This is a genomic window from Actinomycetospora lemnae (assembly GCF_028737315.1).
Lineage (GTDB): Bacteria > Actinomycetota > Actinomycetes > Mycobacteriales > Pseudonocardiaceae > Actinomycetospora > Actinomycetospora lemnae.
Genome location: NZ_JAQZAO010000006.1, coordinates 196,491 through 221,146 on the forward strand (window position 1 = coordinate 196,491; position 24,656 = coordinate 221,146).

Annotated in this window: 24 protein-coding genes; 11 read left to right on the forward strand and 13 right to left on the reverse strand. The window is 76.9% G+C overall.

Annotated elements, in window-relative coordinates; all coding sequences use genetic code 11:
• Nucleotides 1-56: 56 nt before the first annotated feature.
• From PGB27_RS15470 to PGB27_RS15485, 4 genes are read right to left on the reverse strand one after another with little or no spacing between them, the layout of a single operon-like run.
• Nucleotides 57-1,268 carry an OmpA family protein gene (locus PGB27_RS15470; protein ID WP_274201490.1) on the reverse strand — a complete coding sequence of 404 codons (1,212 nt, stop codon included), beginning with the start codon at nucleotides 1,266-1,268 and terminating at the stop codon, nucleotides 57-59.
• 5 nt (nucleotides 1,269-1,273) lie between these two features.
• Nucleotides 1,274-2,275 (reverse strand): hypothetical protein, encoded by a 1,002-nt coding sequence (locus PGB27_RS15475; protein WP_274201265.1) that lies wholly within the window; start codon nucleotides 2,273-2,275, stop codon nucleotides 1,274-1,276.
• A complete protein-coding gene (locus PGB27_RS15480) occupies nucleotides 2,272-3,006 on the reverse strand; it encodes a hypothetical protein (protein WP_274201266.1) in 735 nt (244 codons plus the stop codon). Before PGB27_RS15480 ends, PGB27_RS15475 begins: the two co-directional genes overlap by 4 nt.
• Entirely contained in the window at nucleotides 3,006-3,833 is an 828-nt protein-coding gene (locus PGB27_RS15485) for a hypothetical protein (protein ID WP_274201267.1), read from the reverse strand. Before PGB27_RS15485 ends, PGB27_RS15480 begins: the two co-directional genes overlap by 1 nt.
• Before the next feature lie 276 nt (nucleotides 3,834-4,109).
• On the opposite strand from PGB27_RS15485, the gene PGB27_RS15490 reads away from it, so the two are divergent.
• Both PGB27_RS15490 and PGB27_RS15495 read left to right on the forward strand, forming a co-directional pair.
• On the forward strand, nucleotides 4,110-4,733 hold the full coding sequence (locus PGB27_RS15490) for a vitamin K epoxide reductase family protein (RefSeq protein WP_274201268.1): 624 nt from the start codon (nucleotides 4,110-4,112) through the stop codon (nucleotides 4,731-4,733).
• On the forward strand, nucleotides 4,730-6,937 hold the full coding sequence (locus PGB27_RS15495; RefSeq protein ID WP_274201269.1) for a heavy metal translocating P-type ATPase: 2,208 nt from the start codon (nucleotides 4,730-4,732) through the stop codon (nucleotides 6,935-6,937). The genes PGB27_RS15490 and PGB27_RS15495 overlap by 4 nt, the downstream gene beginning before the upstream one ends.
• Nucleotides 6,938-6,955: 18 nt before the next feature.
• On the opposite strand, the gene PGB27_RS15500 is transcribed toward PGB27_RS15495, so the two are convergent.
• The 4 genes from PGB27_RS15500 to PGB27_RS15515 form a co-directional block, all read right to left on the reverse strand.
• Nucleotides 6,956-7,687, reverse strand: coding sequence for a DsbA family protein (locus PGB27_RS15500; protein ID WP_274201270.1), 732 nt, complete (start codon nucleotides 7,685-7,687; stop codon nucleotides 6,956-6,958).
• Nucleotides 7,688-7,776: 89 nt separating this feature from the next.
• Nucleotides 7,777-7,905, reverse strand: coding sequence for a hypothetical protein (locus tag PGB27_RS15505; RefSeq protein WP_274201271.1), 129 nt, complete (start codon nucleotides 7,903-7,905; stop codon nucleotides 7,777-7,779).
• Nucleotides 7,906-8,022: 117 nt separating this feature from the next.
• Nucleotides 8,023-8,775: a zf-HC2 domain-containing protein gene (locus PGB27_RS15510; RefSeq protein WP_274201272.1), complete on the reverse strand. Its 753-nt coding sequence runs from the start codon at nucleotides 8,773-8,775 to the stop codon at nucleotides 8,023-8,025.
• Nucleotides 8,776-8,818: 43 nt separating this feature from the next.
• Nucleotides 8,819-9,370: a sigma-70 family RNA polymerase sigma factor gene (locus PGB27_RS15515; protein WP_274201273.1), complete on the reverse strand. Its 552-nt coding sequence runs from the start codon at nucleotides 9,368-9,370 to the stop codon at nucleotides 8,819-8,821.
• Nucleotides 9,371-9,712: 342 nt separating this feature from the next.
• Between PGB27_RS15515 and PGB27_RS15520 the strand changes: the two genes are divergently transcribed.
• The 7 genes from PGB27_RS15520 to PGB27_RS15550 all read left to right on the forward strand — a co-directional run bounded on the left by PGB27_RS15520 (nucleotide 9,713) and on the right by PGB27_RS15550 (nucleotide 15,629).
• Nucleotides 9,713-9,949 (forward strand): hypothetical protein, encoded by a 237-nt coding sequence (locus PGB27_RS15520; RefSeq protein WP_274201274.1) that lies wholly within the window; start codon nucleotides 9,713-9,715, stop codon nucleotides 9,947-9,949.
• Nucleotides 9,946-10,620, forward strand: a complete 675-nt coding sequence (locus PGB27_RS15525) for a DUF5134 domain-containing protein (RefSeq protein ID WP_274201275.1) — start codon at nucleotides 9,946-9,948, stop codon at nucleotides 10,618-10,620. The genes PGB27_RS15520 and PGB27_RS15525 overlap by 4 nt, the downstream gene beginning before the upstream one ends.
• Before the next feature lie 49 nt (nucleotides 10,621-10,669).
• On the forward strand, nucleotides 10,670-12,139 hold the full coding sequence (locus PGB27_RS15530; RefSeq protein ID WP_274201276.1) for a PepSY-associated TM helix domain-containing protein: 1,470 nt from the start codon (nucleotides 10,670-10,672) through the stop codon (nucleotides 12,137-12,139).
• Nucleotides 12,140-12,255: 116 nt separating this feature from the next.
• On the forward strand, nucleotides 12,256-13,623 hold the full coding sequence (locus PGB27_RS15535) for a UDP-glucose dehydrogenase family protein (RefSeq protein WP_274201277.1): 1,368 nt from the start codon (nucleotides 12,256-12,258) through the stop codon (nucleotides 13,621-13,623).
• Nucleotides 13,624-13,727: 104 nt separating this feature from the next.
• Nucleotides 13,728-14,216 carry an SRPBCC family protein gene (locus PGB27_RS15540; RefSeq protein WP_274201278.1) on the forward strand — a complete coding sequence of 163 codons (489 nt, stop codon included), beginning with the start codon at nucleotides 13,728-13,730 and terminating at the stop codon, nucleotides 14,214-14,216.
• A gap of 47 nt (nucleotides 14,217-14,263) precedes the next feature.
• A complete protein-coding gene (locus PGB27_RS15545; protein WP_274201279.1) occupies nucleotides 14,264-15,055 on the forward strand; it encodes a DUF1990 family protein in 792 nt (263 codons plus the stop codon).
• Between the two features lie 205 nt (nucleotides 15,056-15,260).
• On the forward strand, nucleotides 15,261-15,629 hold the full coding sequence (locus tag PGB27_RS15550) for a hypothetical protein (RefSeq protein WP_274201280.1): 369 nt from the start codon (nucleotides 15,261-15,263) through the stop codon (nucleotides 15,627-15,629).
• 32 nt (nucleotides 15,630-15,661) lie between these two features.
• Here the strand turns inward: PGB27_RS15550 and PGB27_RS15555 are convergent, their stop codons facing one another.
• Together PGB27_RS15555 and PGB27_RS15560 are read right to left on the reverse strand one after the other, a co-directional pair.
• Nucleotides 15,662-16,546 (reverse strand): endonuclease/exonuclease/phosphatase family protein, encoded by an 885-nt coding sequence (locus PGB27_RS15555; protein ID WP_274201281.1) that lies wholly within the window; start codon nucleotides 16,544-16,546, stop codon nucleotides 15,662-15,664.
• A gap of 116 nt (nucleotides 16,547-16,662) precedes the next feature.
• Entirely contained in the window at nucleotides 16,663-18,249 is a 1,587-nt protein-coding gene (locus PGB27_RS15560; RefSeq protein WP_274201282.1) for a heparin lyase I family protein, read from the reverse strand.
• Nucleotides 18,250-18,862: 613 nt separating this feature from the next.
• Between PGB27_RS15560 and PGB27_RS15565 the strand changes: the two genes are divergently transcribed.
• Entirely contained in the window at nucleotides 18,863-19,810 is a 948-nt protein-coding gene (locus PGB27_RS15565) for a hypothetical protein (protein ID WP_274201283.1), read from the forward strand.
• Nucleotides 19,811-19,975: 165 nt separating this feature from the next.
• Here the strand turns inward: PGB27_RS15565 and PGB27_RS15570 are convergent, their stop codons facing one another.
• Together PGB27_RS15570 and PGB27_RS15575 are read right to left on the reverse strand one after the other, a co-directional pair.
• Nucleotides 19,976-20,542, reverse strand: a complete 567-nt coding sequence (locus PGB27_RS15570; protein ID WP_274201284.1) for a hypothetical protein — start codon at nucleotides 20,540-20,542, stop codon at nucleotides 19,976-19,978.
• A 228-nt stretch (nucleotides 20,543-20,770) separates the two neighbouring features.
• On the reverse strand, nucleotides 20,771-22,273 hold the full coding sequence (locus tag PGB27_RS15575) for a phospholipase effector Tle1 domain-containing protein (RefSeq protein ID WP_274201285.1): 1,503 nt from the start codon (nucleotides 22,271-22,273) through the stop codon (nucleotides 20,771-20,773).
• A 120-nt stretch (nucleotides 22,274-22,393) separates the two neighbouring features.
• On the opposite strand from PGB27_RS15575, the gene PGB27_RS15580 reads away from it, so the two are divergent.
• Nucleotides 22,394-24,460, forward strand: a complete 2,067-nt coding sequence (locus PGB27_RS15580) for an acyltransferase family protein (RefSeq protein ID WP_274201286.1) — start codon at nucleotides 22,394-22,396, stop codon at nucleotides 24,458-24,460.
• Between the two features lie 7 nt (nucleotides 24,461-24,467).
• On the opposite strand, the gene PGB27_RS15585 is transcribed toward PGB27_RS15580, so the two are convergent.
• On the reverse strand, nucleotides 24,468-24,656 hold the full coding sequence (locus tag PGB27_RS15585) for a hypothetical protein (RefSeq protein WP_274201287.1): 189 nt from the start codon (nucleotides 24,654-24,656) through the stop codon (nucleotides 24,468-24,470).

Here is a 24,656-nt window from a genome sequence, read left to right on the forward strand (position 1 = left end):
CACGTTTCTGGGGGAATGCGCGGAGCGGACCGTGTCGACGGCGTGTCACCGACCGGTTACCCGGTCGGTTCGACGATCACCGTCCGGTTCTGGCTCGCCGGACCGGGCAGCTGCCGGCCGTCCGGACCGACGTCGTCCACGTAGCCGGGGAACTGGCTGCCCACGCCCCGGGTGCTGATCCGGTCCGCGGGCGCGCCGAGCTCGACCAGCAGCGCCTTGACGGCCTCCGCACGCCGGGTGGAGAGGTCGACCTGCCCCTGCGGGGTGCCCGCCCGCGCGCTCGTGCCGGTGAGCGCGAGGCGACGCGACGGCGATTCGGTCAGGAACTGCGCGAACGGCGTCAGCACCGCGGCCGCCGCATTCCGGTCGCGGAACTGCGCGGTGTCGGGCTGGAATCCGACGGAATTGTCGTCGGGCAACGTCGTCGTCTGTCCCGGCGTGATCGTCGGCGGCGGCGGGACGTCCACGACGCTGACGGGCGGGACGTCGCTCGGCGCGTCGCCACCGCGCGGCTCGTCGACGACGGCCACGCACGACGCGCCGCCGGCCTCGGCGATCGCGGTCCACAGCGCGACGAGCGACGAGCGCTGGGCGGGGCTCAGCGCCGGCTGGGGCTCCGCGACGTCGCCGAGGCCCGCGAGGACCACCGTCACGCCCTGCAGCCCCGGCAGCGCGTCGTTCGCCCGCAGCGCCTCGACGGTCTCGGCGGGCGGGGCGTCGAGCAGCCCGCGCTGGCGGAAGTCGAGCGGGGCGACGGTGGAGAGCCCGGAGTCGACGAGGACGACGGTGCCCGGGCGGTTGCCGCCCTGCCCACCCGTCCCGGCGGAGCGGCCGGCCAGGTCGAGCGCGCCGAGCACGTCGACCTCGGGGGTCTGTGCGCGCAGGCCGGTCAGCGCCTCGCCGAGGCCGTTCAGGAAGGCGTTGCGGTCGTCCTCGGCCGCGATGCCGTTGCCGGCGTCGGAGGCGAACGTGTCGCTGCCCGCCGAGACCGGCCGGCCGTCGACGTTGATCAGCGTGATCCGCGGCTGGTAGTCCTCGTCGACCGCGCGGGTCAGCGTCGAGACCGTCGCGTCCTGGACGGCCTGGGGCAGGCCGGGCTCGGGTGAGTTCGCGCGGCCCGACACCGCGAACGCCATGGGCCCCACGGGCACGGGGCAGGACAGCGCGCCGCCGCCCCCGCCGGCGAACCCGCCGCCGGCGCCGCCCTCGTCACTCGAGCAGCCGGCGACCAGCACCACGGTCAGGACGACGGCGAGCAGGAGGGGCACACGCCTCAACGATGGTCTCCGTTCGTGCTCGGCTCGGCCGCGGTCGGCAGGAAGGGACGCAGCTCCGGCGGTGCCTCCTCGCCGGGCACGACCTCGCTGGCCGGGGTGAACAGCGGGTAGAAGGACGAGCCGGTCAGGCCGTCGGTGACCGACGGGTTGCCCTTCTTCGAGGCCATGAGGGTGCGCGCGTAGTTCTGCAGCTCGAGCATCTCGGCCACGACCTGCTGGCGGGCCGCGCGCCAGCGCTGGTCCTCGCGCTCGCGCTCGTTCTCCTGCTGGCGCAGGGCCTCGCGGGCGCGCTCGAGCTCCGCGCGGCTCGCGCGCTCGCGCTCGGTGGCGTCCTGCATCCGCCGCTCCGCACGGCGCAGCGCGCCCGCCACGGGGTTGAACGACACGAACGTCGCCACCATCGCCGCGATGCCGCTGGCGAGGAACAGCGCGCCGAAGAGCAGCGCGGGCAGCAGGGCGTTGATGTCGATGTCGCCCGACGACCCGCCGAACCCGCCGCCGCCCCCGGAGCCGAAGCCGCCGCCGGAACCGCCGGACCCGAAGCCGCCGCCCGAGCCGCCCGAGCCGAAGCCGCCGCCCCCGGAGCCGAAGCCGCCCGACGACGAGCCGCTCGGGGTCATCAGCCGCGTGTAGAACGCGGCCGCGCCGAGCGTGAACCAGGTGACCGCGGCCAGCACGGTCAGGGTCAGCGACGACCGCGGGTCGCCGCAGCGGCGCCGGGCGAGGCCCTGGCCGACGAGGTGGGCGAGCCCGACCGCCGCGGCCGCGAACCCGACGGTGCCGAGCACGATGAGGAACGGCGAGCCGCGGAAGACCCGGGCGAGCACGACGTAGAACGCCGCGATGTCGCCGCCGATCGCGAGCAGGATGATCGCCAGCGAGAGGTAGTCCTCCCGCGAGCGGTTGATCATCAGCGTCGCGTCCCGGTACGAGCGCGGGCGCGGGCCCTCGTCGTCGGCGTCACCGCTGCGCGAGAAGCGGTCCCACAGCGCGCTCACCGGTCGCCTCCGTGCGGGCGACGTCGCGCGGCGCTCGACCCGTCGACACGGCTGGGGCGCACCGGGTCGCCGCGCTCCGGGCGCGGCGGCGGACCGTAGAGCGGCTCGCCGCTCACCGGCCGGGGCATCGGGCCCGTGGGCGGGTCGGCGGGGGTGCCCTCGGGCTCGTCGGCCGGCGAGCGGGTCCGACGGGGAGCCGGGGTCGGGGCCGCCGCGCCCACCGGCTCGCCCAGACGCTCGCGGGCCTCGTCGTAGTCGCGGCGGGCGATGGCGAGGGCGCGGCGGTCGCGCTCGTGGGCGGCCTCGGCCTCGGCGAGCTGCTGGCGGGCGCCGCCGACGAGGCGGTCGATGACGGCCTGGTGGTCGGCGTGCTGGGAGTCGATCCGCGAGAGCCACCCCGACGCCCACGAGGCGATGAGCGGGTCGAGCGCGGCACCCGTGCCCTCGTCGACGCCGTCGAGCAGCTCCTGCACGAGCGTGCGGACGCGGCCGCGGGCGGCCCCGACGTCCGGGCTCGCCTGGTTCGGGTAGGGCATGGGCCCGACGCGGTCGGCGGCGTAGACCTGCGCGAACCGCAGCTCCTCGGGCGTGCCCGGGCCGGACGGCACGCCGGGCAGGCTGGAGAGGGTCCCGCGGGGCGTCGACGGATCGGTGCCCGGGGGCGAGCCGGCCGGGGTCGGGGGACGGCCGGTGCCGCCGCGGCGGCCGGGCCAGAACCTGCGGGTGGCCATCACTGCTCCTGGGAGGTCGTGGCGCCGTACGGGGCGCTCGATCCGGTGCGCGCCGACGAGGTGGTCGGGAAGCCCGTCGGCGGCGACACGGGGCCGGTGTCCGGGATCGACGGGTCGTCGGCCTCCGCGGCCGCGACCCAGCCGGGCACCACCGGGTGCTGCGCGGCCAGGGCCGGGCCGATGCGGTCGCCCGCGGGGTGGCGGCGCACGAGGTGGCGCTCGTAGGCGCTGACCCGGCGCATGACCTGGGCGTGCAGCCGCCGGACGCGGGTGGCCCCGACGAGCTCGCACGCGCGGATCGTGCTGGCCAGCCGGGCGTACTCCACGCGCATCTGCGTGAGCTGGGCGTGCAGGCGGGCGGCCTCGTCGACGAGGGGCCGGCGCACCGCCTCGTGCTCGCGGGCGCGGCGGGCGGCGACGACGTCCTGCGCCGTGTCGCCCTCCCCGCCGCGGCGCACGGCGAGCTGCTCGGCGTCGAGCAGGACCGGGATCGCGTCGAGGCGCGCCCGCGCCCGGGCGAGCGCCTCCTCGGTCTCCGGGATGCGCGCGGCGATCGTCGCCCGGGTCTGGTGCATCGGGGCGATCTCGACGTCGAGCCGGAGCCGCTCGCGGTGCACGCGCGCCAGGAAGTCCTGGTGGTACTCCTCGAGCGAGGGCGTGCCGACGGGCCGGCCCGGCTCGAGGCTCGGCAGGCCGGCGCGCGCATCGGCGCGCGCCTGCCACCAGTCGCCCAGCCGCGCGACGAGTCCGTACGGCGGCATGGGGGAGCCGGTCGCTCCGGGCGAGGGACCGGCGGGGCCCCCGGGCTGGGTCGTCGGGCCCGTCATCGGGGCCTCATCGGGCGCTCATGGGTCAGGGCCGTTCCACCTGGCGGGTTCCTCCTGCGTCGCCCCGTGGAGTGACGGGCGCGTCCGGGGAGTCTAGGACGACGGCCTCCGGCGCCCTGTCGTCGACCGGTCCCCGGGCCCTCCCGCCCGGCGAGCTCGACGCGTGACCGGCTGATCCCCGGGAACTCCGCGGGGTCCCGCAGCGACCGGGACGGTGTGGTCAGCCGAACTGCACCCACCGAGGTCCTGTCCGTCGTGCGGGGGGACGATCGCGGGGTGGACGTGGTCGCCGTGGACGAGCGCGCGGAGCCCGCGCCACCCGCCGACGTCCCCCCGACCCGCGGGGTCGGCGGCGTGCTGCTCGTCGGCGGGCTCGTCGGCGCCGTGGTGTCGCTGGTCCTGCTGCTGGACAAGCTGGCGCTGCTCGCGGACCCGACGTTCGTGCCCGCCTGCAGCATCGACCCGGTGCTGTCCTGCGGCACGATCATGAAGACCTGGCAGGCGTCGCTGCTCGGCTTCCCCAACCCCGTCATCGGCCTGCTGACCTTCCCGGTCGCGGCCGCGATGGGCGCCCTGGTGCTCGGCGGCGTGGCCCTGCCCCGGTGGGCGTGGTGGTCGCTGCAGGCCGGCACCACGGCCGGGATGCTGTTCGTGCACTGGCTGGTCGTGCAGAGCCTCGCGGTGATCCACGCCCTGTGCCCGTGGTGCATGGTCGCGTGGGTCGCGGTGATCGCGATGTTCTGGTGGGTCACCGTGGCGAACCTGCGCGCGGGGCACCTCGGTGGCGCCCCGGCCGCGCTGCGCCATCACGGCTGGGGGCTCGCGGCCTGGTACCTGGCGATCGTCGTCGCGATCGTCGCGACGTTCCCCGCGTGGGCCGCGGGGCTGGTGGGCCTGTGACCGCTCCTGCCTCCGCGGTCGTCCCCGACACGGTGCTCGACCTCGAGATCGGCGGCATGACCTGCGCGGCGTGCGCGGAGCGGATCGAGCGCCGGCTCAACCGGATCGACGGGGTCGCGGCCACCGTCGACTACGCGGGCGAGGGCGCGCGGGTGGTGCTCTCCTCGCCCGAGGTGACCACGGCGACGGTCGTCGACACCGTCGGGGAGCTCGGGTACACCGCACGGCCGGCACGCCCCGCGGCCGACGAGCCCGCGGACGCCCCGGCCGAGGACGCCGAGCTGCGCGACCTGTGGCGCCGCCTCGTCGTCGCGGCGGCGCTGTTCGTGCCGGTCGCGGACCTCGCGCTCGCCATGACCGCCGTGCCCTCGCTGCGCTTCCCGGGCTGGGCGTGGGTGCCGGCCGCGCTCGCCGCGCCGGTCGTCGTGTGGTCGGCGTGGCCGCTGCACCGGCGCGCGCTCGCGGGGCTGCGGCACGGGACGACGTCGATGGACACGCTCGTGTCGCTGGGCATCGTCGCGGCGACGGTGTGGTCGCTGGGGGCGGTGCTCGCCGGTCCGCCGGCGGCACCCGCGGGCAGCACGTGGGAGCTGCTCCTGCACCCGAGCGGGCCGGTGTACCTCGAGGTCGCGGCCGGGGTGACGACGTTCGTGCTGGCCGGGCGCTACGTCGAGCGCCGCGCCCGCCGGGCGTCGGGGGACGCGCTGGCCGCGCTCGCCCGCCTCGCCGCCCGCGACGTCGCGGTGCTCGACGACGACGGCACCGAGCGGCGCGTCCCGGTGGCCTCCCTCGCGGTGGGCGCGCGGTTCGTCGTGCGGCCGGGCGAGAAGGTCGCCGCCGACGGGCGGGTCGTCGCCGGGCGCTCGGCCGTGGACCGCAGCATGCTCACCGGCGAGCCGGTGCCCGACGACGTCGGCGCCGGCGACCGGGTCGTCGGCGGCACGGTCGCGACGTCGGGGCGGCTGGTGGTGGAGGCGACCGCGGTCGGCGAGGCCACGGCGCTCGCCGGGATGGTGCGCCTGGTCCGCGACGCGCGGGCCGACAAGGCCGACGTGCAGCGCCTCGTCGACCGGATCTCGGCGTGGTTCGTGCCCGGGGTCGTGGTCCTGGCGGTCCTGACCGCGACGGGCTGGTGGTCCGCGGGCGCCGGGGCGTCCGGGGCCTTCGGGCCGGCGCTCGCCGTGCTCGTCATCGCGTGCCCGTGCGCGCTGGGGCTGGCGACGCCGATGGCGATGGTCGTGGCGTCCGGGCGGGGCGCGCGGCGCGGCATCTTCCTCAAGGGCCACCACGCGCTCGAGACCAGCCGCCGCGTCGACACCGTCGTCCTCGACAAGACCGGGACCCTGACCACCGGGCGCATGACCGTCGTGGCGGTGCTGGGCGCCGGCCCCGTCCTCGAGCGGGCGGCCGCCGTCGAGCGGGGATCGGAGCACGCGATCGCGGCGGCGATCGTCTCGGCGGTCGACGTGGTCGCGGAGCCCGACGACTTCGTGGCGCTGCCGGGGCTCGGCGCGCGGGCGGCGGTCGACGGCGTGACCGTCACCGTCGGCCGCCCCGACCTCGTCGGACCGGTGCCGGCGTCGCTGCGCGCCGCGTGGGCGGAGGCCGAGGAGGCCGGGCACACGGTCGTCGCCGTCGGGTGGGACGGCGGGGTGCAGGGCGCGGTGGTGCTCGCCGACGAGGTCGAGCCGAGCGCGGCCCCGGCCGTCGCCGCGCTGCGGGCGGCGGGCCTGCACCCGGTGCTGCTCTCCGGCGACCACGAGCGTGCGGCCCGGACCGTGGCCGACGCGGTCGGGATCGACGAGGTCGTGGCCGGTGTGCTGCCCGAGGGCAAGCTCGCGTTCCTCGCGGCGCGGCGCGCGGCCGGCGCCGTCGTGGCGATGGTCGGCGACGGCGTCAACGACGGCCCGGCCCTTGCCGCCGCCGACCTCGGCCTCGCGGTCGGCACCGGCACCGACGTCGCGCTGGAGGCCGCCGACGTCATCCTCGTGCGCGACGACCTCACCGCCGTCCCCGAGGCCCTGGCCCTCGCCCGCGCGACCCACCGCACGATCCGCGTCAACCTCGGCTGGGCGTTCGGCTACAACGTCGCGGCGATCCCCCTCGCCGTCGCCGGCCTGCTCAACCCGCTGCTGGCGGGCCTGGCGATGGCGCTGTCGTCGCTGCTCGTCGTGACGTCGAGCCTGCGGCTGCGGGGCCGGTAGCCGACCCCGCCGCGCGGGTCAGCCGCCGAGCACCCGGTCGAGGTCCGGCGAGCCGAGCTCGATGCGACGGCCGTCGAGGACCACGGTCGGCGTGCCGAACCTCCCGTCCTGCAGCAGCGCGGGGTCGTTCGTGGCCTGCTGGAAGTTCACCGCGACCTCGCCGGTGTGGCGGTTGCTCTGCACGCAGTCGGCGTAGCCCGGGCCCGCGCCGGCGCGCCGGCCGAGGTCGACGAGCTGGCCGGTGTCGTAGCCGCGCGCGCCCTCCGACGGCTGGGCCGCGTAGAGGCTCGCGTGTACGGCCGGGAAGGCGCCGTTCTCGGCCGCGCAGATCATCGCGTTGCCCGCCGCCGAGGAGTAGCCCGGCGGGTTCGAGCGCCGGTCGAGCAGGTTCACGAGGTGGTAGCGGACCTGCACGCGGCCGGCGGCGACGGCCTCGGCGATGCGGTCCCCGTAGCGCTGCTCGAACGCCTGGCAGGCGGGGCACAGCGCGTCCTCGTAGAGGTCGATGGTGTGCGGCGCCGGGCCGCCCGCGGTGACGACGCCGCCCTCGACGGTCGTCGCGTACTCCGCCGGCGCCGGGACGGCGGGGATGGCGTTCCCGGAGGAGTCGGACCCGTTGCCGGTCAGGAGCACGCCGCCGATCACCACGACCGCGACGAGCAGCACGACCACCACCCCGACGATCATCGGCGTCCGCGACGACGTGCGCTGCGGCGGTGCGGGGCGGGGGCGCGTCGGGCGCGTGGCCATCCTCGGGGTCCTCCTCGTGTCGGGACACCGGTCGTCCGGCGCCGTCCTCCTGGTCGCGCGGGAGGGTCCGGGAGTTCCCGGGGTCGCGCTCAGCGGCCCCCGGCGAGGTCGGCGAGCACCGCGTTCCAGGCCGCGAGCTCGGCGTCGCCGTCGCGGTCGGCGTGGCGGTCGCCGCGGGCGGCGTCGCGGCCGTCCGCGCGGGACCACGGCGCGAGCACCCCGGCGACCGACGTCTTCCCCGCCGCCGCCGGCGCGCTCGAGGAGCCCTGGCTGCGCGGGAGGCAGCGGGGGAGTCCCTCGCCCCAGGCGAGGTGGTCGCCGACCCCGGGGCCCGGTCAGGCGACGTCGGACTCACGCTCCCAGGGCGTCGGGGCGGTGGTCGCCGGGCGCTCCGGCGTCTCGGGCCGCGGTCCGCCGCCGAACGACGGGAGGCGCCGGCGGGCGCCCGGGGTGGGGCCGGCGCCCGGGCGCGGGACGGTGCGCACCACCGCGAGCCCGAGCAGGAACCCCGCGACGACGACGAGGTGCGAGACGACGCGGCCCGGCTCGACGCGGCCGGCGACGAGGTCGAGGCCCGAGAGCACGGCGAGCACGGCGATGAACGCCCCGAGCACGGGCAGCAGGCCGGCGAGGTGGCGGGTCCACAGCGCGCCGGCGAGGAACGCGACGCCGAGCGCGAGGTTCCACGCCGCGCTCTCGTGCGTCGCGTGCGCCATCCCGGCGCCGAGCACCTCGAGCGGGTCGACCGCGTGGTGGGCGTGGGTCGCCGCGCCGAGCAGCGAGACCGCACCCAGCACCGCCTGCGCCAGCCCGACCGCCGCCAGCCCCGCGCGGGCCGCCACGCCCCGCCACCGCACCCGCGGCCCCGGGGCGGCGCCGACGACGCGGTCGACGAGGTCGGGACTCGGGGTCACCGCGCCGGTCCGGGCGCGCCGGGTGATCGCCGCCGCGTCGTGCTGCCACGCCCGGCAGTCCGCGCAGCCCGCGAGGTGCGCCTCGATCCGCGCGTGCTCGCCGGCGTCGGCCTCGCCGTCGAGGGCGGCCGACATCGCCTCCCGGCAGGCGTCGCAGGCGGAGGAGCTGGTCACGCCGTGCTGGTCGTCGTGGCGGCCGGTGGAGTTCCCGACGGTGTCACCCCGACCGCCGCTGCGCCGACGGCTCGCCCAGCGCGTCGACGAGGTCGGCGCGGGCGCGGGCGACGCGGGAGCGGATCGTCCCGACCGGGCAGCGGCACACGGCGGCGGCGTCCTCGTAGCTGAGCCCGATGACCTGGGTGAGCACGAACGCCTCACGGCGGTCGGCGTCGAGGGCGGCGAGGGCGTCCCGGACGGCGGCGGACTCGGCGGGGTCGGACTGCGGTGCGCGCCCGAGGGGGCGGTCGTCCTCGGCGGGCTCGGCCGGGGCGACCGGGCGGCGGGCGCGGCGGCGCAGGTGGTCGGCGGCCACCCGCCGGGCGATCGCGAGCAGCCAGCTGCGGGCCGGGGCGTCGCCGCGGTAGCGCCGCAGCGAGCCGAGCGCGCGCTCGTAGCACTCCTGGGCGAGCTCCTCGGCCACCGACGGGTCGGCGAGGTGCGCGAGCAGCCGGACGACCTGGGCCTGGGTGGCCGCGACGAACTCGCCCGCGGCGGCACGGTCGCCGTCCCGCGCGCGCAGCGCCAGCGCGGTGATCCTCGCGTCGTCCACCCGTGCTCCTCGTCGCGTCCCGCCGGCTCCCGGCGGTCCTGCCACGGTGCGCGTCGTCGCGGAGGGCCCCGGAGTTCCCGGCCGTGACCGTCGCGACAACGGGGCTCCGCCGTCGTGCCGGCGGTGCCTACCGTGCTCCTCCGACGGTAGGCCCCACCCGCCGAACGGACGCGGAGCGGTCTCCCTGAGAAGGAACGGGCTCCCGCCTGAGAACGCTGCGCCGTCCGGGCACACCCATCCCCCGCGGCGAGGCGAGCGGTGTGCCGCCGAACCCGATGGTCGTACCGTCGCCGCTGCTCACCGCCATCCCGGCCGCCGAGACCGGCCACCGAGAGGACCGCCATGACGGACCACGGCCCGCTGCCGACGAGCGGCCTGCAGCACGTCGCGACCTTTTGCGGCCAGTGCTCGTGCGGCTGCCCCGAGCTCTACCTCGACCCCGCCGCCGACGACGACCGTCGCGTGCTCATCACCGACGACTTCGGCGCCTCGATCCGCATGAGCCTCGCGCAGCTCGCGGTGATCGTCGACGACGCGCGCAACGGTGTCCTCGACGGCCTGATCGAGGGCGCCCGGTGACCATCCCGGCCCCGCTCACCGGCCTGCTCGCCGCGGTCTTCGCGGCCGCCGCCGCGCTCTGTGTGGCGAGCCTGTGGCGGCGCCGCGCCCGCCACGAGCGCGCCGCCGCGGCCGCCGAGGCCAACCACGTGGTCATGAGCGTCGGGATGGTGCTCATGGTGCTGCCGGCGACGACGGACGTCGTGCCGCCCGTCGCGGGCGCCGCGGCGTTCGCGGGCGCGGGGCTGGCCTGGGGCGTGCGGCTCGTGGCGCTGCGCGCGCGGGGCCGGGCGCTCGGCTCGCCGATCGGCGCCGACCGCTGCGCCGCGCACCCCACCCACCTGCTGCTGTCGAACGCGGCGATGGTCGTCATGTACGCGCTGATGGTCCCGAGCAGCGGCGCCGCGGGCGGTCACGCCGGCCACGCCGGGCACGGGGGCGCGACCGCGGGCGCGACCCCGCTGGCGCTGCAGGCCGTCGGCGTCGCGCTGGCGCTCTACCTGCTCGTGCACACCGCGCTGACCGTGGCGGTGCTGGTGCGCTCGTCGTCCGTGCTGGTGGTCGCCGGCGGGGGCGGTGGGCCGGCCGGTCCGATGGCCCGCGTCGGCCGCGTGGTCGACGCCCCCGCCGTCCAGCTCGGCTGCCAGGCCGTCACCGGGGCCGGGATGGCCCTGATGCTCCTCCTGCACTGATCCCCGGCAGCACCGACAGCCCCGGCTCCCCGCTCCCCGGAAGGCCCCCGTGACCGTCGACGACCAGCCCGCCCCGACCCGCGGCCCGGCGCCGGCGCGGCCCGGCACGTGGACGCTGCTGCGTCCACTGGTGCTGCGCGTGCAGTTCTGGGGCGGCGTGCTGGTCGGGCCGTTCCTGCTGGTCGCGGCGCTGACGGGGTTCGTGTACACGCTCATGCCCTCGCTCGAGCCGGTCGTCTACCGCCACGAGCTGACCGTGCCGGCGTCCGACGCGCAGGTCCCGCTGGCCGACCAGGTGCGCGTCGGCATGGACGCGATGCCCGGCACCACGCTGCGCTCCGTGCGCCCCGGCCCGACGCCGACGGACACCACGCAGGTCATCGCCGACGACCCCGCGCTGCCCGAGTCGTCCTACCGCACCGCCTTCGTCGACCCGCACAGCGGCGACCTGCGCGGCGTCCTCGAGACCTACGGCTCCGGGCAAGCGATGCCGCTGCGCGCCTGGGTCGACCAGCTCCACCGCAACCTGCACCTCGGCGACGCCGGCCGCCTCTACACCGAGCTCGCCGCGTCCTGGTTGTGGGTGCTCGTGCTCGCCGGGCTGGCGCTGTGGGTCGGGCTGGTCCGGCGCCGCCGCAGAGCTCGACGGTCGAGCTCCGCTGCGCTGCGTCTCCCGGAGCGCGCCGGCGCCCTCCTCGTGCCGCGGACATCGGGCGGGCGCCGGGCGCGGCTGCTGTCGTGGCACGCCGTGGTCGGGCTGTGGGCGGCGCTCGGGCTGCTGTTCCTCTCCGCCACCGGGCTGACGTGGTCGACCTACGCCGGCGAGAACGTCGGCGCCCTGCGCGCCCAGCTCTCCTGGGAGACCCCCGAGCCCGCCAGCACGCTGCCCGGGGCGACGGCCGCGAGCCACGAGGCGGGGGCGCACAGCCACCACGCCGAGGCACCGGCCTCGCCGGCCGCGCCGGCGTCGTTCGACCTCGCCGCCCGGGTCGCCGCGGAGGCGGGCCTCGACGGGCTGATCGAGATCTCGCCGGGCGAGGGGCCGGGGTCGGCGACCACCGTCACCCAGATCGACCGCACCTGGCCCGAGGAGCACGACGCGATCGCCCTCGACCCGGCGACGGGGCAGATCACCGACGTCGTGCGCTTCGCCGACTGGCCGCTGGCCGCGACGCTCGCCACCTACGGGATCGACGCGCACATGGGCTACCTGTTCGGCGTCGCCAACCAGGTGGTCCTGGGCGTGCTGGCGCTCGGGCTCGCGTGCGTGGTCGTCTGGGGCTGGGTGCTGTGGTTCCGGCGCGGGCCGGGACGCCGCCCGGGCCACGTGCCGGCCGACGGTGTGCTGCGCTCGCTGCCCCGCGGGCTGCTCGCGGGCGTCGTCGTGGTCACCATCGTCGTCGGCGTGCTCGTCCCGTTGCTCGGCGCGAGCCTGCTCGCGTTCCTGCTGCTCGAGACCCTGCTCGACCGGCGGCGGACGGCCGCCCCCCAGGCCCGCCGGGAGCCGCAGGACGCCTAGCGGTGCCGACGCCCGGTCGTGACGCGCCCGACCACGCGGACGGGCGCGGAGCGTCATCTGGCAGCGTGTCCGGTGACGACGAGACTTCTCGACCCGAGGACTACAGGGGGAGCGCCGTGTTCACGCGTCGGGTGGCGGTGGTGGGGACCGGCTATGTGGGTCTGACGACGGGGGCGTGCCTGGCGTCGTTGGGTCACCAGGTGGTGTGCGCGGACATCGACACCGCGAAGGTGGAGCGGCTGCGCCGGGGTGTGGTGGACATCCTGGAGCCGGGTCTGTCGGAGCTGGTGGCCGAGCAGGTGACCGCGGGGCGGTTGTCGTTCGTGGTGGGGGCCTCGTCGGCGGTGTCCGGTTTCGCCGACGGTGGCGACGGTTCTGGTCAGGCCGAGGTCGTGTTCCTGTGCCTGCCGACGCCGATGGGTGTGGGTGGGGTGGCCGACCTGCGTGCGGTGGAGGCGGTGGTCGAGGAGACCCGTGAGCTGCTGGCGCCGGGCACGGTGGTGGTGAACAAGTCGACGGTGCCGGTGGGGACGGCGGCGCGGACCGCGGAGCTGCTGGATCGTGCGGACGTGGCGGTGGTGTCGAACCCGGAGTTCCTGCGTGAGGGCTCGGCGGTGCACGACTTCCTCAACCCGGACCGGATCGTGGTCGGGTGTGACACGGCGGAGGCCGCGGAGCGGGTGGCGGCGCTGTACGCGCGGTTGGGGGCGCCGACGGTGTTGACCGATGCGTCGTCGTCGGAGCTGATGAAGTACGCGGCGAACTGTTTCCTGGCGATGAAGCTGTCGTATGTGAACGCGATGGCCGAGCTGTGCGAGCGGGTGGGCGCGGACATCGGGGACGTGACCGAGGCGATCGGCTACGACCGGCGGATCGGGCAGGCGTTCCTGTCGCCGGGGCCGGGGTGGGGCGGGTCGTGCCTGCCCAAGGACACGCACGCGTTGTTGCAGGTGGCCGACGCGGCGGACTTCGAGTTCCGGTTGCTGCGCGCGACGATCGACACCAACACCCGTCAGCGCCAGCGGATCGTGGACAAGGTGCGTCAGGCGGTGACGGGGCGGCGGACGGGGTCGCTGACGCGGGTGCGGCTGGGCCTGTTGGGGCTGACGTTCAAGGCCGGTACCGACGACCTGCGGGACTCGCCGGCGTTGGCGATCGCGGCGTTGCTGCGCCAGGCCGGGGCGGACCTGGTGGGCTACGACCCGGCGCTGGTGGGCGACCCGAGCAATCCGGACAAGCCGGCGCGTACCGAGGTGGACGGGGTGCCGCTGGTGGCCGACCCGCTCGAGGCCGCGCAGGGTGCGGAGGCGGTCGTGGTGCTCACCGAGTGGCCGGTGTTCCGGACGCTGGACTGGACGGCGATGGCTGGGGTGATGAAGCAGCCGATCGTGGTCGACACCCGCAACCTGCTCGACTCGGCCACCCTGCGCCGCGCCGGCCTCACCGGCATCGGGCTCGGCCGCCGGGACACCGGCGCCGCCTGATCCCCACCCGGGGCTGGCCCCTCGCCGAGGGCGCGCTTACCGTGGGTGGACGTCGGGGCGGCCGTGCACGCGGGCGTCGGGGAGTCTCATCGGAGAGGCGAGCCATGCGCTGCGAGATCGCGGTCGACATCGCGTCCTGCCCGGACCACGTCTGGGCGGTGGTCACCGACGTCACCCGCTGGCCCCGGTGGACGACGGCCGTGCGCGAGGCCGTCCTGCTCGGCGGCGGCGCGCTCGCCTACGACGGGGTCCTGCGGCTGCGCGCCCCCCGGCTGCCCGAGCGGACGTGGCGCGTCGCCGAGTTCCAGGCACGCCGGCACCGGTTCGCGCTGCGCAGCGAGGGTCTCGGCGGGCGCGCGCAGGTGCGCTTCACGCTCACCCCGGCGGCCGACGCGGGGCGCTCGCGGCTCGTCGTCGTCCACGAGCGAGCCGGCTGGATCGGCTCGCCGATGGCCCGACTGACCGCCCGCACCGTCGAGGGGCACCTGCAGACCCTCGCGGCCGACCTCAAGGCCCACTGCGAGTCGCGGCACGGGTCCCGGGGCGGCGTCGACGCCGGTCCGTCGCGCGCCGGGGTGCCCTCGGCGTCCTGAGACGCACATCCCGGGAGGACCGCGCCGTCCCGGGGTACGCCACCGGCATGGCGCCCGTCGAGCCCCCCGACCCCGCTCTCGGCACCTCGGCCTGGATTCCCGGGCCGCGCCAGGTGATCCGCGAGGCCATGATGCTCACGCGTCTGCCGCGCGGGGTCGCGGGCGTGCTGTGGCGCTGCGTGCGCCCCGACGCCGCGGTGCACGTGATCGACGAGGCCGGCGACCACCGCGACCTCCCGCCCGCCCTCACCGACGGGACGCCGCGTGACCAGCCCCTCGAGCAGGGCTACGGCCCGGCGCTGCACCGCGAGTTCCGCGTGCACGTCGTCGGCGCCCAGCGCAGCGCCGCCGACCTGGTCGACGCCCTCGCCCGCGACATGAACCGCGCCGTCGTCCCCGGCGTCGCACGGTTCGACTACGTCGCGGCGAGCGGCGCGATGACCGTCGGCGAGGAGCTCGTCGTGCGGATGCCCGGGCCGTGGGACGGGCCGGTGCGGGTGCTGCACCGCGACGCGACGTCGTTCCGGCTGGGTACGCTCGTCGGGCACCTCGAGGCGGGCCAGATCGAGTTCGCCGCCCGCGACCTCGACGACGGCCTGGAGTTCGCCATCACGACCTGGGCGCGCGCCGGGGACCCCGTCGCCGACCTGCTCTACAGCCGCCTCGGCCTCGCCAAGCAGATCCAGTACCTGCTGTGGGTCGAGTTCTGCGTGCGGGCCGCGGCGGTGGCCGGCGGCCGCGTGACCGGCGGAGTGACCGTGCGGACACGCACCGTCGCCTGGCCCGACGGCGTCACCGCCGCGGGGAACCCGTCCGAGAATTCTCCGGAGACGGTGTAACGACCGGACGACCCCGGACGACATCCCGGGTGCCCCGCGCGGCCACCGGACCCCCGACCCGGTGGCCCGCGGGGCTTTCTCGTCCCCGGACCTCGTCACCGGTCCGGGGTCGACGGCGCCCGGGTCGTGTGACGCACGATGTCGCCGGGACACGCGGGGTGTCCGTGACGCCGGGCGGTCCCTCGACGGGCTTACCCTCTCCCGCGTGGACGATGACGCGCGGGTGACGACGATGGTCGTCGGTCTGCTCATCGCGTTCTGCGCCGTCCTGCTCGCCAAGTGGCTCGCGGTGGTCGCCCTCGCCGCGCTCCTGCTCCTCGTCGTGCTGCGCTTGGCGCTGCGGCGGGTCCGGCGCGGGGTCCGCGCCCGCCGGGCCGGAGCGGACGAGCCGGCGGTGGTCGCGCTGCCCACCGTCGCCGAGCGCCCCGCCGCCGTCCCGGCGCCCGTGACCCGCGTCCCCGGGCCGACCTGCTCCTGGTGCGGCCTCGTCGGCGGGCACCACGACCTGCGCGGCCGCCCCGTGCGCCCCCGCCACGCCCACGCGCTGCCCGCACCCGCCCGCCACGCCTCCTGAGAGGTGCCCTATCGGCGTGCTGGCTCTGACGCTCACATGCGCCGGAGGCGCACCAGCAGGGCACGGTGGTCGGTGCCCGGCACGTCGAGCACGGCGACGTCGCGGGCCCGCGGACCGTTGCGGGTCAGCACGTGGTCGATCTGCGCGCCCAGGGCCCGCGGCACGCCGGCGAACCACGTGCCGGTGAGCGACGCCCCGCGCTCGGTGGCGGCGTCCGCGCACCCCGCCGTGCCGGCACGGAAGGCCGAGTGGTCGGGGGTCGCGTTGAGGTCGCCGACGACGAGGGCGGGCCCCGCAGCGGCGCACCAGCGCTGCAGCAGCGCCAGCTCGCCGGGCCAGTAGCCGATCCAGCCCGGGGTGATCGAGACGACGTGCACCGCCCCCAGCCGCACCGGCCCGAGGATCCCGCCGGTGACCTCCGCCCACGGGTAGCGCGTGTCGGTGGGCGAGCCGGGCGGGTCGGAGATCGTGCGGAACGCGACGTCGCCGGCGCGCGGCGCGGCGAGCACCGTGATCCCGCGGACGTCCATCGCCCGGGGCGGCACGTTCGTCCACGACCGGTACCCGGGCACGAGGGCGGCGAGGCGGCCGCGGAAGCGCTCGCCGGCCTCGGGCAGCACGACGATGTCGGGGCGCTCGCGACGCACCAGCTCGGCGACGGCGTCGACGTCGGCGAAGCCCTGGAACGCGTTGAGCTCGAGCACCGTGAGCTCGGTGCCACCGGGCGGGGGCGGCGGGGCGGGCACCGTGCGCGGCAGGACGACCGCGGCGGCCAGGGCCACGACGACCGCGACGCCGGCCAGCGCCACCGACCCGCCGGGCCGGCGGCTCCCCGGCCGTCGCCAGCGCCGGAGCGCGAGCAGCACGAGCAGGACCGCGACCAGCCCCGTCAGGGCCGGGCGCAGCGCCGCGAACACCGCGAACGGCAGGTGGTGGTCCAGGCGGACGCGGTCGGGGAGGAGCAGGAGCGCGGCGAGCGCGACGGGGACGAGCGCGCGGGCCGCCGCGGTGGCCCGGGCGCGGCGGGCGGGTGTCAGTCGGCCGGGCGGCGGGGACCGATGCCGCCGATGCCCTGCGCGTCACGCCCGATCTTGAGGTCGGTGACGATGATCGAGCCGCCCGCGCGGATGCCCGGGTCCCGGTACATGCCCATCTTCAGGTACGCCTCGCGGGTGCTCATCGTGCCGTCGCTGGGCTGCCAGTTCGTGACCCCCGTCGGCTGCCCGTCCCGCCAGACGGTCACGCGGCCCTCGTCGGAGTCCATGGACCAGACGATGTTCATGGTCAGGTCGATCCGCTGCCCCGGCGAGACCGGGCCGATGGCCTGCATGTCGTCACCGTTGCTGACCATGTAGAGCTGGCCCCGGGTGACCTGCAGGGCCATCGGCGGCGAGCCGTTCGGCGAGGTGTGGTGCCACTGCAGGACGAGCTGCCAGCTGCCCGTGTCGGTCGGGAAGTCGTCGGACAGCTGGGCGGTGTACCGGATGAACTGCTCCTGCCCGACCACGGGCTCGGTGCCCGAGCCCTGCGGCAGGACCTCGCTGCGCTTGCCGCCCGGCCCGAGGGAGAACTGCCAGGCCTCGCGGGTGGGGTCGTCGGGGTTGGCGACGATGCGGGGCTTCGGCCCGTTCTCGACGAGACCGTCGTCGGCGCTGTTGTCGAAGAGGTCCTCGAACACGCCGGCCGCGGCGTCGAACAGGGCGCCGACGACGGGCGCCGGCCCCTCCGGCGTGGGCGCCGCGGGCGCCGCGGGCGGCGCGACGGGCACGAGCGAGGGCGGCACGGCGACCGGCACGCTGGGCAGCGCCGGGGCGAACAGCCCGGCGGGCGAGGCGGCCACGGGAGCGGGCTCGTCCGGCGTCGCGGGCAGGGGCGCGCCGGGCGTGGTCAGCGCGAGCAGCGCCGCGACCCCGCCACCCCCGACGAGGCCGATCGTCGCGCGCAGGGGCACGCCCCGGCGGCGCTTCGGGGCGGCGAGCTCCGGCGGCGCGTCGGTGGCGTGCGCGGCGCGGGTGGTGACCTCGGTGGCGGTGCTGGCTCCGGCGCCGGCCCCGGTGCCGGCCGGGCCGGTGACCCGGGTGACCGACGCGGACGTGGCGGCCGCGGTGACGGTGGTGGCCGCACCGGTGCCGCGGGGGTGGCGCGAGGTCGGGGCGGCGACGTGGGTGGTCGGGGCCTCGGCCGGTGCGGGCGCCTCGGGGACCTCCGGGGTCTCGGGCCTGTCCGGCGCGGCGTGGCGGCCGGTGCCGGGGCCGGTGACGACGGAGGTGGTGCCCGTGGCGGCGGGGTCCGTGACGATCGGGCCGGTCGGGGCGTCGGCGAGCGCGCTCGAGAAGGTGTCGGGGTCGAAGCCGCCGGTCGCGTCGGCGGCCCGGTGGCGGCTGGGCCCGGCGGTGCTGGTCGGCACGGCGAAGGGCGCGGTGCCGGGGGCGCGGCGGTGCCGGGCCCGGGCGCTCTCCGCGCCGGCGTGCGTCGCGGACGTGGTTGGCCCCGCGGTCGCGGTGGTCGCCGTGTCGGGCGTCGCGCCGGGCACGCGGAGACCCCGGCGGGCACGATGGCTGCGGACCGGACGCCGCCCGTCGCCGGGCGAGGTGTCGGCGTGGCTGGCCACGTCGGTCATCGAGGGCGTCTCCCGGGTCGGTCCGGACGGGGTGACCCGTCGCGCGGCCGTGCAGATCGTGCTCGTCCGCCGACAGCCTGTCACCCAGCCGTGGCCCCGGCGTGCTTCCGAGCGTGTCCTTGGGCCGAACGGCGTGCCCCTCGCGGCGGATGGCTGCTCCGTCCTGCCCGTTCGTGTCGGCCACGCTGCGTCCGACCCCGCGTCCCGGCCCCGATCCGGCCCCGCCGCGCCCGTGACGCACCGGAACGGGACGGTCGCGGAGCGTCCCACCTGCGGGATCGCGGTCACGGGACCCGTTCGTCCGGCCTGGATCTCGGTGCGGTCACGGGACGGTGTCGGTGCGGCGTCGACGACCGGTCGGACGGGCGGCGGGTACTGCCGCGTGGGGACACCGCGGTGGGCCGTTCGGCGCGCACCCCGTGCGGGTCGTCGCCGCGCGGAGGTCCGGGATGTCGGAGATGAAAGGTGCGTGTGCCCGGCCACCGGCGATGCTCCTCCGATCGGGGCATCCGGACGGCCGGTCGTCGCGTCCCGGCGGCGCGTGGGCGGTGACGCCCTCAGGGTTTCTCAGGTTCGCGCTGCGTGGCCGTGCGCATCCCTAGCGTTCCCGGCGATGCGTACGACGACCACGCCGGAGCACCCCGCCACGGGGTCCTCTCCGAGCGCCACGAGTGTCCCCGCGGGCCGTGACGGCGCCGGACTCCTGCGGATCGGTCTCCACCTGCTGCTGGCCGCGCTGCCGCTGCTCGCGATCTCCGCCCACGTCTTCGGGCTCATCACGATGCAGATGTCGGCCGGCATCCTCGTCATCCCCCTCGCCGCGGCCGTCGTCGCCCTGACGGTCCTCGCCCCGCACACCGGCGACCGTGTCGTCGCGGACGGGATGATCTGGGGCATCGTCGGGTGTGCCATCTACGACGGCTTCCGCCTCACCACCGTGCACGTCTTCGGGTGGTGGGCCGACTTCATCCCCGTCATGGGCACCTGGATCACCGGCAACCCGGACGACCTCACGGCCGGCGCTGTGGTCGGCTACCTCTGGCGCTACATCGGTGACGGCGGGGGCATCGGCATCACGTTCTTCGCGCTGGCCTGCGCGTTCGGGCTGCAGCGCTGGTCGCGCCGGGCCGTGGTCGGGGCGTCGATCGCCTTCTCGGTCTTCCCCGTGTGGGCGGGCCTCATGGGCACGGTCGCGATCGCCCCGCGCGGTCAGACGATGATGTTCCCGCTGACCTGGGTGACCGTCACGCTCTCGCTCATCGGCCACCTGATCTTCGGTTGGATCATGGGTCTCGGCTTCTACCGCTCCCGCTCGGTGCGTCAGTCGTGGCCGTGGGAGCCGCTGACGGGCGACCTGCCGGCGCTGCCGGGCGGGACGGGGGAGACGCGTGGCGGAGCGCGAGCCGTGACCACCGGTCGCCAGCCGGCCCTGCCCGCCCAGCGCGCGCCGCACACGCCGCCCGCGGGCCAGAACCTCGACCCCGACACCTGGGAGCTCTGGCGCCGCCAGCTCGAGGCGAACACCGCCGCGCGCCGCTCCCACCGCGTGAAGGTGCGCTAGCACCCTCGACCAGGAGACCCCGCTCCCCGGCGCCGCACGGCCCCGGCCCGATTCCCCCGACGGGCCGGGGCCGCCGCGGTTCTCGACCCGCTCCGCGTCCCGGACAGCACACGGCCCCGGTGGCGTTTCGGGGACGCCACCGGGGCCGTGAGATCTCGCGCCGGATCAGGCCTGGGGCGTCAGCGGCAGCGGCGGGAGCTGCTCCTGGCTCGCCGCGCCCTGGGTCGCCGCGCCCTCGGTGGCCGCGCCCTCGGTGGCCGCGGTGCCCTCGCCCGTGTCCTCCTCGGCGCCCTCGTCGTCGGTCGCCTCGGCGTCGGTCGCGGCACCCTCGTCCTCGGCGCCCTGCTCCTCGGCGTCCTGGGAGCCGCCGCCCAGGACCGGGCCGAGCAGCTCGCTCGCCGGCGGGCAGACGATGTCGTGGACGGGCGCGGTGGCCTCGGTGCCGGCCTCGAACAGCGGCGCGGTGGCGTCGCCCGTGGCCTCGTTGATCGCGCCCTCGCCGGTCTCGAGCGTCGGGTCGACGACGGGGACCTCGCAGGACCCGCCCTCGCTGCTGTGGCCCTCCTGGGACTCGCCGTGGGAGCCGCCGTGGGACGGGCCGTGCGTGGCCTCGCCGGCGAACGCCATGCCGGCGCCCCCGCCGAGCAGCGCGAACGCGGCGGTGGCGGTGAACAGGCCGCGACCGGCGACGGAGGACATCGCGCCGGGACGGCGCGCGGAGTGCTGACCCATGGGTCTCGTACCTCATCGCGTCAGGTGGGGAGCGGTGGCGGCGCGCGACCGCCGTCGGCGGCGCGCACCTCGGGAACGTGACGCTGCGTCCCCTGACTCTGATCAACGAGTGAGGTCACGGTCCGATAACGGCCAGATCACGATCTCACTCGGCCGAGGGACGACCTCGAGCCGTCCCGCTGCCCGGCCGCCCGGGGTCGCCGCAGCGCACGCGGGTGATGCGGGATCTCAGGTGACGCGTGCCACCCCGAGCACCACGGCACCGCCGTTCGAGCCGTAGCCGGTCCAGGCGTCGTTGGCGAAGGCGTAGAGGTAGCCGCCCCGCGTCGTCACGAGCTCGCGCTGTCCGGTGGGACCGATCGGGACGGTCGTCCCCTCGTGGACGGTGCCGTCGAGGTCGACGAGGTCGTCGGCGACCGCCGCGACGAGCTCGAGCCACGCCGCCTCGGGCACGCGGCGGCTGCCGACGACGTCGCTGCGGGCGTTGCCCGTGACGCGCTCGACGAGCCGGCGGACGCCGTCGAGCGCGGTCCCGATCGCGTAGGACGGCCACGACACGACCGGCCACGGCGAGGCGCCCGTGGCCGGCGAGGCGGCGCCGTGGTCGGTCCAGCGTCCCGCGACCGTCAGGACGTAGCGGCCGGGCTCGAGGTAGAGGCCGGTCTCGACCCACGGGTCGTCGGCGTCGACGGCCACCTCGGCGGACTCACCGACCGCGAGCACCCGCCCGGGCCGGTAGGGCGGGTCGAGGTCGCACTCCCGGCGTGCCACCGCGGAGGCGCTGACGTCCGGCGCGCCGGGCACGATCCGCGGGACGGCCCGCGGGCGCGGGCTGAGCAGGCGCCACAGGCCGTCGACGCCGTCGTCCATCGGCGCGCAGGGCTGCCCGACCGGCAGGGTCGGCGCGTCGGGGCTCCAGCGCGGCGCGATGGTCGCGTCGAGCTCGTCGATCATCCAGCGCAGGGCGCCGTCGGACAGGTCGGTCCGGGAACCGCCGCCGCCGACGTCGCCGTGCCCGCCCGGGAACCACACCTGCGCGAACGACGCGTGCCGCCCCGGCGGGGGCGTCGGCCACACCGAGGGCACGTACGGCCCGCGGCGCTCGTCGGCGGCGAGCGCCTGGCGGGCGTGGCGGACGTCGGGGGCGAGCTCGAGGTCGTGGAACGCGGTGACCTCGCGGCCGACGAGGCCGGAGAGCAGGCCGAACGTGCGCGGGACGCCCAGCGCGCCGACGGTGTCCCAGACGCCGAGGAACGCGATCGGGGCCCGGTCGTCGGGCGCGAAGCCGGGGTGGAAGACCAGGCCGGCGTCGGTGAGGTCCTGCTCCGCGCGGTAGCCCTCGGCGAACACGCGCTCGACGATCGCGGTGCGCTCCGCGTCGTCCTGGTCCGTGGCGAACGCCACGAGGCCGCACTGCGCGAGCATCCCGACCGTGCTGCGCACCGTGAACGCGCCGCGGGAGAAACCGACGAACACCAGCTCGTCGCCGGGTCGGAACGTCTCGGCGAGCCAGCGGTAGACCTCGCGGACCGCCTCCGACAGCCCCGCGCCGAACGCCCCGTCGAGCACCCGGCCGATCACGTTCCCGTCCGCCCCGAGGCCCTCCACGTACCGTGGGAGCTGGTCCTCGGTGACGGCGAGCCGGTCGAACAGGCGGCGCACGTTCGTCCGGTCCGTGGCGGTGTTCCAGGTGCCGTCGCAGCAGACGACGAGGCGCCGCGTCACGCTCACCCGATCAGTGTGCCGCGATCATGCCCACGGACGAGGGACGGCCCGGCGTCGGCGCGGCGGCCGCCGTGCGGGACCCTGGGGCGCCGGGCGAGACGATCGACGGGAGGACCGGCAGCGGTGGTGGACAGCGGGACGACGACCGCCGCGCCGGGCACCCGGACCCGCAGCGTGCGCCGTCCGGAGATCGAGGGACTGCGCGGTCTCGCCGCCCTCCTGGTGGTCGTCTACCACGTGTGGGTCGGGCGCGTCTCGGGCGGCGTGGACGTGTTCTTCCTGCTCTCGGGCTTCTTCGTGCTCGGGATGACGGCGCGCACGGCCATCCGCGGCGAGCGGGTCGACGTCACCGGGACCTGGACGCGGCTGTTCTGGCGGCTCGTGCCGACCGCGGGCCTCGTCCTCGTCACGAGCGCCGTCGCGGCGGCCGTGCTGCTGCCGCCGTCGACGTGGTCGCGCAACCTGCGCGAGCTGCTCGCCTCGGTGTTCTTCGTCGAGAACTGGCGGCTCGCGACCGACGCCGTCGACTACTACGCCGACCACGGCACCGCGAGCATCGCGCAGCACTTCTGGTCGCTGTCGATCCAGGCGCAGTTCACGCTGCTCGCCCCGCTGCTCGTGCTCGCCGTGGCGTGGTGGGCGCGCTCGCGGGCCCTCGACGTGCGGTCCGCGCTGCTCACCGCGTTCGCGGCGACGTTCGTGGTGTCGTTCGTGCACTCGGTGGTCGCGACGGCGTCCGACCAGGCCTTCGCCTACTTCGACCTGCGCACCCGGCTGTGGGAGTTCGCGCTCGGCGGGGTGCTGGCGCTCGTGCTCGACGGGGTGCGGATCGGTGCGCGCGCCCGTGCCGTGCTCGGCTGGGCCGGGGTGATCGGGCTCGTGAGCTGCGGCGCGGTGCTCGACGTCGGCGCCGGGTTCCCGGGCTACCTGGCGCTGTGGCCCGTGCTCTCCGCCGCCGCGGTCATCGTCGCCGGCCGGGCGGGCGCCGGCGAGCGCCTGCTGAGGACGCCGGCCGCGCAGTACCTGGGCCGGATCAGCTACCCGCTCTACCTGTGGCACTGGCCGGTGCTGGTCCTGGCGCTCGGGCTCTCCGCGTCGCCGACGCCGGGGGCGGTCGGCGGGCTGGTGGTCGTGGCGGTCTCGGTCGGGCTCGCCGTCGCCACCCACCACCTCGTCGAGCCGCCCCTGCGCACGGTCTCCCTGCCGCGGGCCGCCGGCCGCGCGGGGCTCGCGATCGCGTCGTTCCTGGTCCCGGCGCTGGTCGCCCTGGGCGTGTGGGCCGCGGTGGCCGCCGGCGACAGCGGGACGCCGGTCGCGGTCGGCGACCCCGCCCACCCGGGGGCGACGGCCCTGGCCACGGGCGACGTGGTGGCGGAGCCCGCCGTGACCGACCCCACCGACCCGATCGACCCCGAGCCGGCCGGCGAGGTCGTCCCGGCCGTGCAGCCCTCCACCGCGCGGGTGCAGGACGACTGGGCCCAGTACCGCGACGGGTGCGGGCCGGTCGGCGAGTCGCCGGCGCTCGAGGAGTGCGTCCCGGTCCGCGTCGACGGGGAGCCGCAGCGGCGGATCGTGCTGCTCGGCGACTCGCACATGCAGCAGCTGCTGCCCGCGCTCGAGCCGGTGGCCCGGGAGCGCGGGTGGGAGGTCCGGACGCTCGTGCGCGCCCGCTGCCCGTTCGGGACGACGTCGGAGACCGACCCGGGCGACGCGATGTGCCTCGACCGCAACGCCGCCGCGATCGAGCACCTCGCCGCCGACCCGCCGGACGCGGTCCTCGTCAGCGCCACCCGCGACGTGCGCGCCGGGCTGACCGAGCAGACCCCCGACGGCTTCGTCGCGGGCTGGCAGGAGCTCGACGACCGCGGCATCCCCGTCGTCGCCGTCCGCGACAACCCGCGGTTCGACCACCGCCCGTCCGAGTGCTTCGAGGCCTACGGGCGCGGCGCCGCGCAGTGCGACATCCCGCGCGCCGAGCTGCTCGCCCCCGACCCGCCGTACGCGCTGCGCGACGACGTGCCCGCGGGCGTCTCGTTCCTCGACCTGAGTGACGAGATCTGCACGCCGACCGCCTGCCCGCCCGAGATCGGGAACGTGCTGGTCTACCTCGACGACAACCACCTGTCGGCGTCGTACGCGCGCACCATGTCCCCGGCGGTCGGCGCGCGGCTGCCGGGGCTGCTGGGCTGGTAGGCGGGGTCTAGGCGGACGGCTCGTCGGCGGCCTCGGCGAGACCCTGCTGGTCGGGCTCGAGGTCGACGTCGAAGGCCGGCTCGACCTCGTCGGGGTCGGCGTCGGGGGCGGCGTCGTCGGTGGGCTCGGGGCGGGTCATGCCCTCCTCGCGGTCGACGCGCTCGAGGTCGGTCTCGGCCGGGTGCTCGCTGTCCAT

Bases quoted from the DNA above. Each gene is read 5' to 3' on its own strand.
- PGB27_RS15540 (WP_274201278.1), top strand. From the start codon at position 13,728: ATGCGCTGCGAGATCGCGGTCGACATCGCGTCCTGCCCGGACCACGTC.
- PGB27_RS15500 (WP_274201270.1), bottom strand. From the start codon at position 7,687: ATGGCCACGCGCCCGACGCGCCCCCGCCCCGCACCGCCGCAGCGCACG.
- PGB27_RS15560 (WP_274201282.1), bottom strand. From the start codon at position 18,249: ATGACCGACGTGGCCAGCCACGCCGACACCTCGCCCGGCGACGGGCGG.
- PGB27_RS15570 (WP_274201284.1), bottom strand. From the start codon at position 20,542: ATGGGTCAGCACTCCGCGCGCCGTCCCGGCGCGATGTCCTCCGTCGCC.
- PGB27_RS15585 (WP_274201287.1), bottom strand. From the start codon at position 24,656: ATGGACAGCGAGCACCCGGCCGAGACCGACCTCGAGCGCGTCGACCGC.
- PGB27_RS15520 (WP_274201274.1), top strand. From the start codon at position 9,713: ATGACGGACCACGGCCCGCTGCCGACGAGCGGCCTGCAGCACGTCGCG.
- PGB27_RS15545 (WP_274201279.1), top strand. From the start codon at position 14,264: ATGGCGCCCGTCGAGCCCCCCGACCCCGCTCTCGGCACCTCGGCCTGG.
- PGB27_RS15565 (WP_274201283.1), top strand. From the start codon at position 18,863: ATGCGTACGACGACCACGCCGGAGCACCCCGCCACGGGGTCCTCTCCG.
- PGB27_RS15480 (WP_274201266.1), bottom strand. From the start codon at position 3,006: ATGGCCACCCGCAGGTTCTGGCCCGGCCGCCGCGGCGGCACCGGCCGT.
- PGB27_RS15485 (WP_274201267.1), bottom strand. From the start codon at position 3,833: ATGACGGGCCCGACGACCCAGCCCGGGGGCCCCGCCGGTCCCTCGCCC.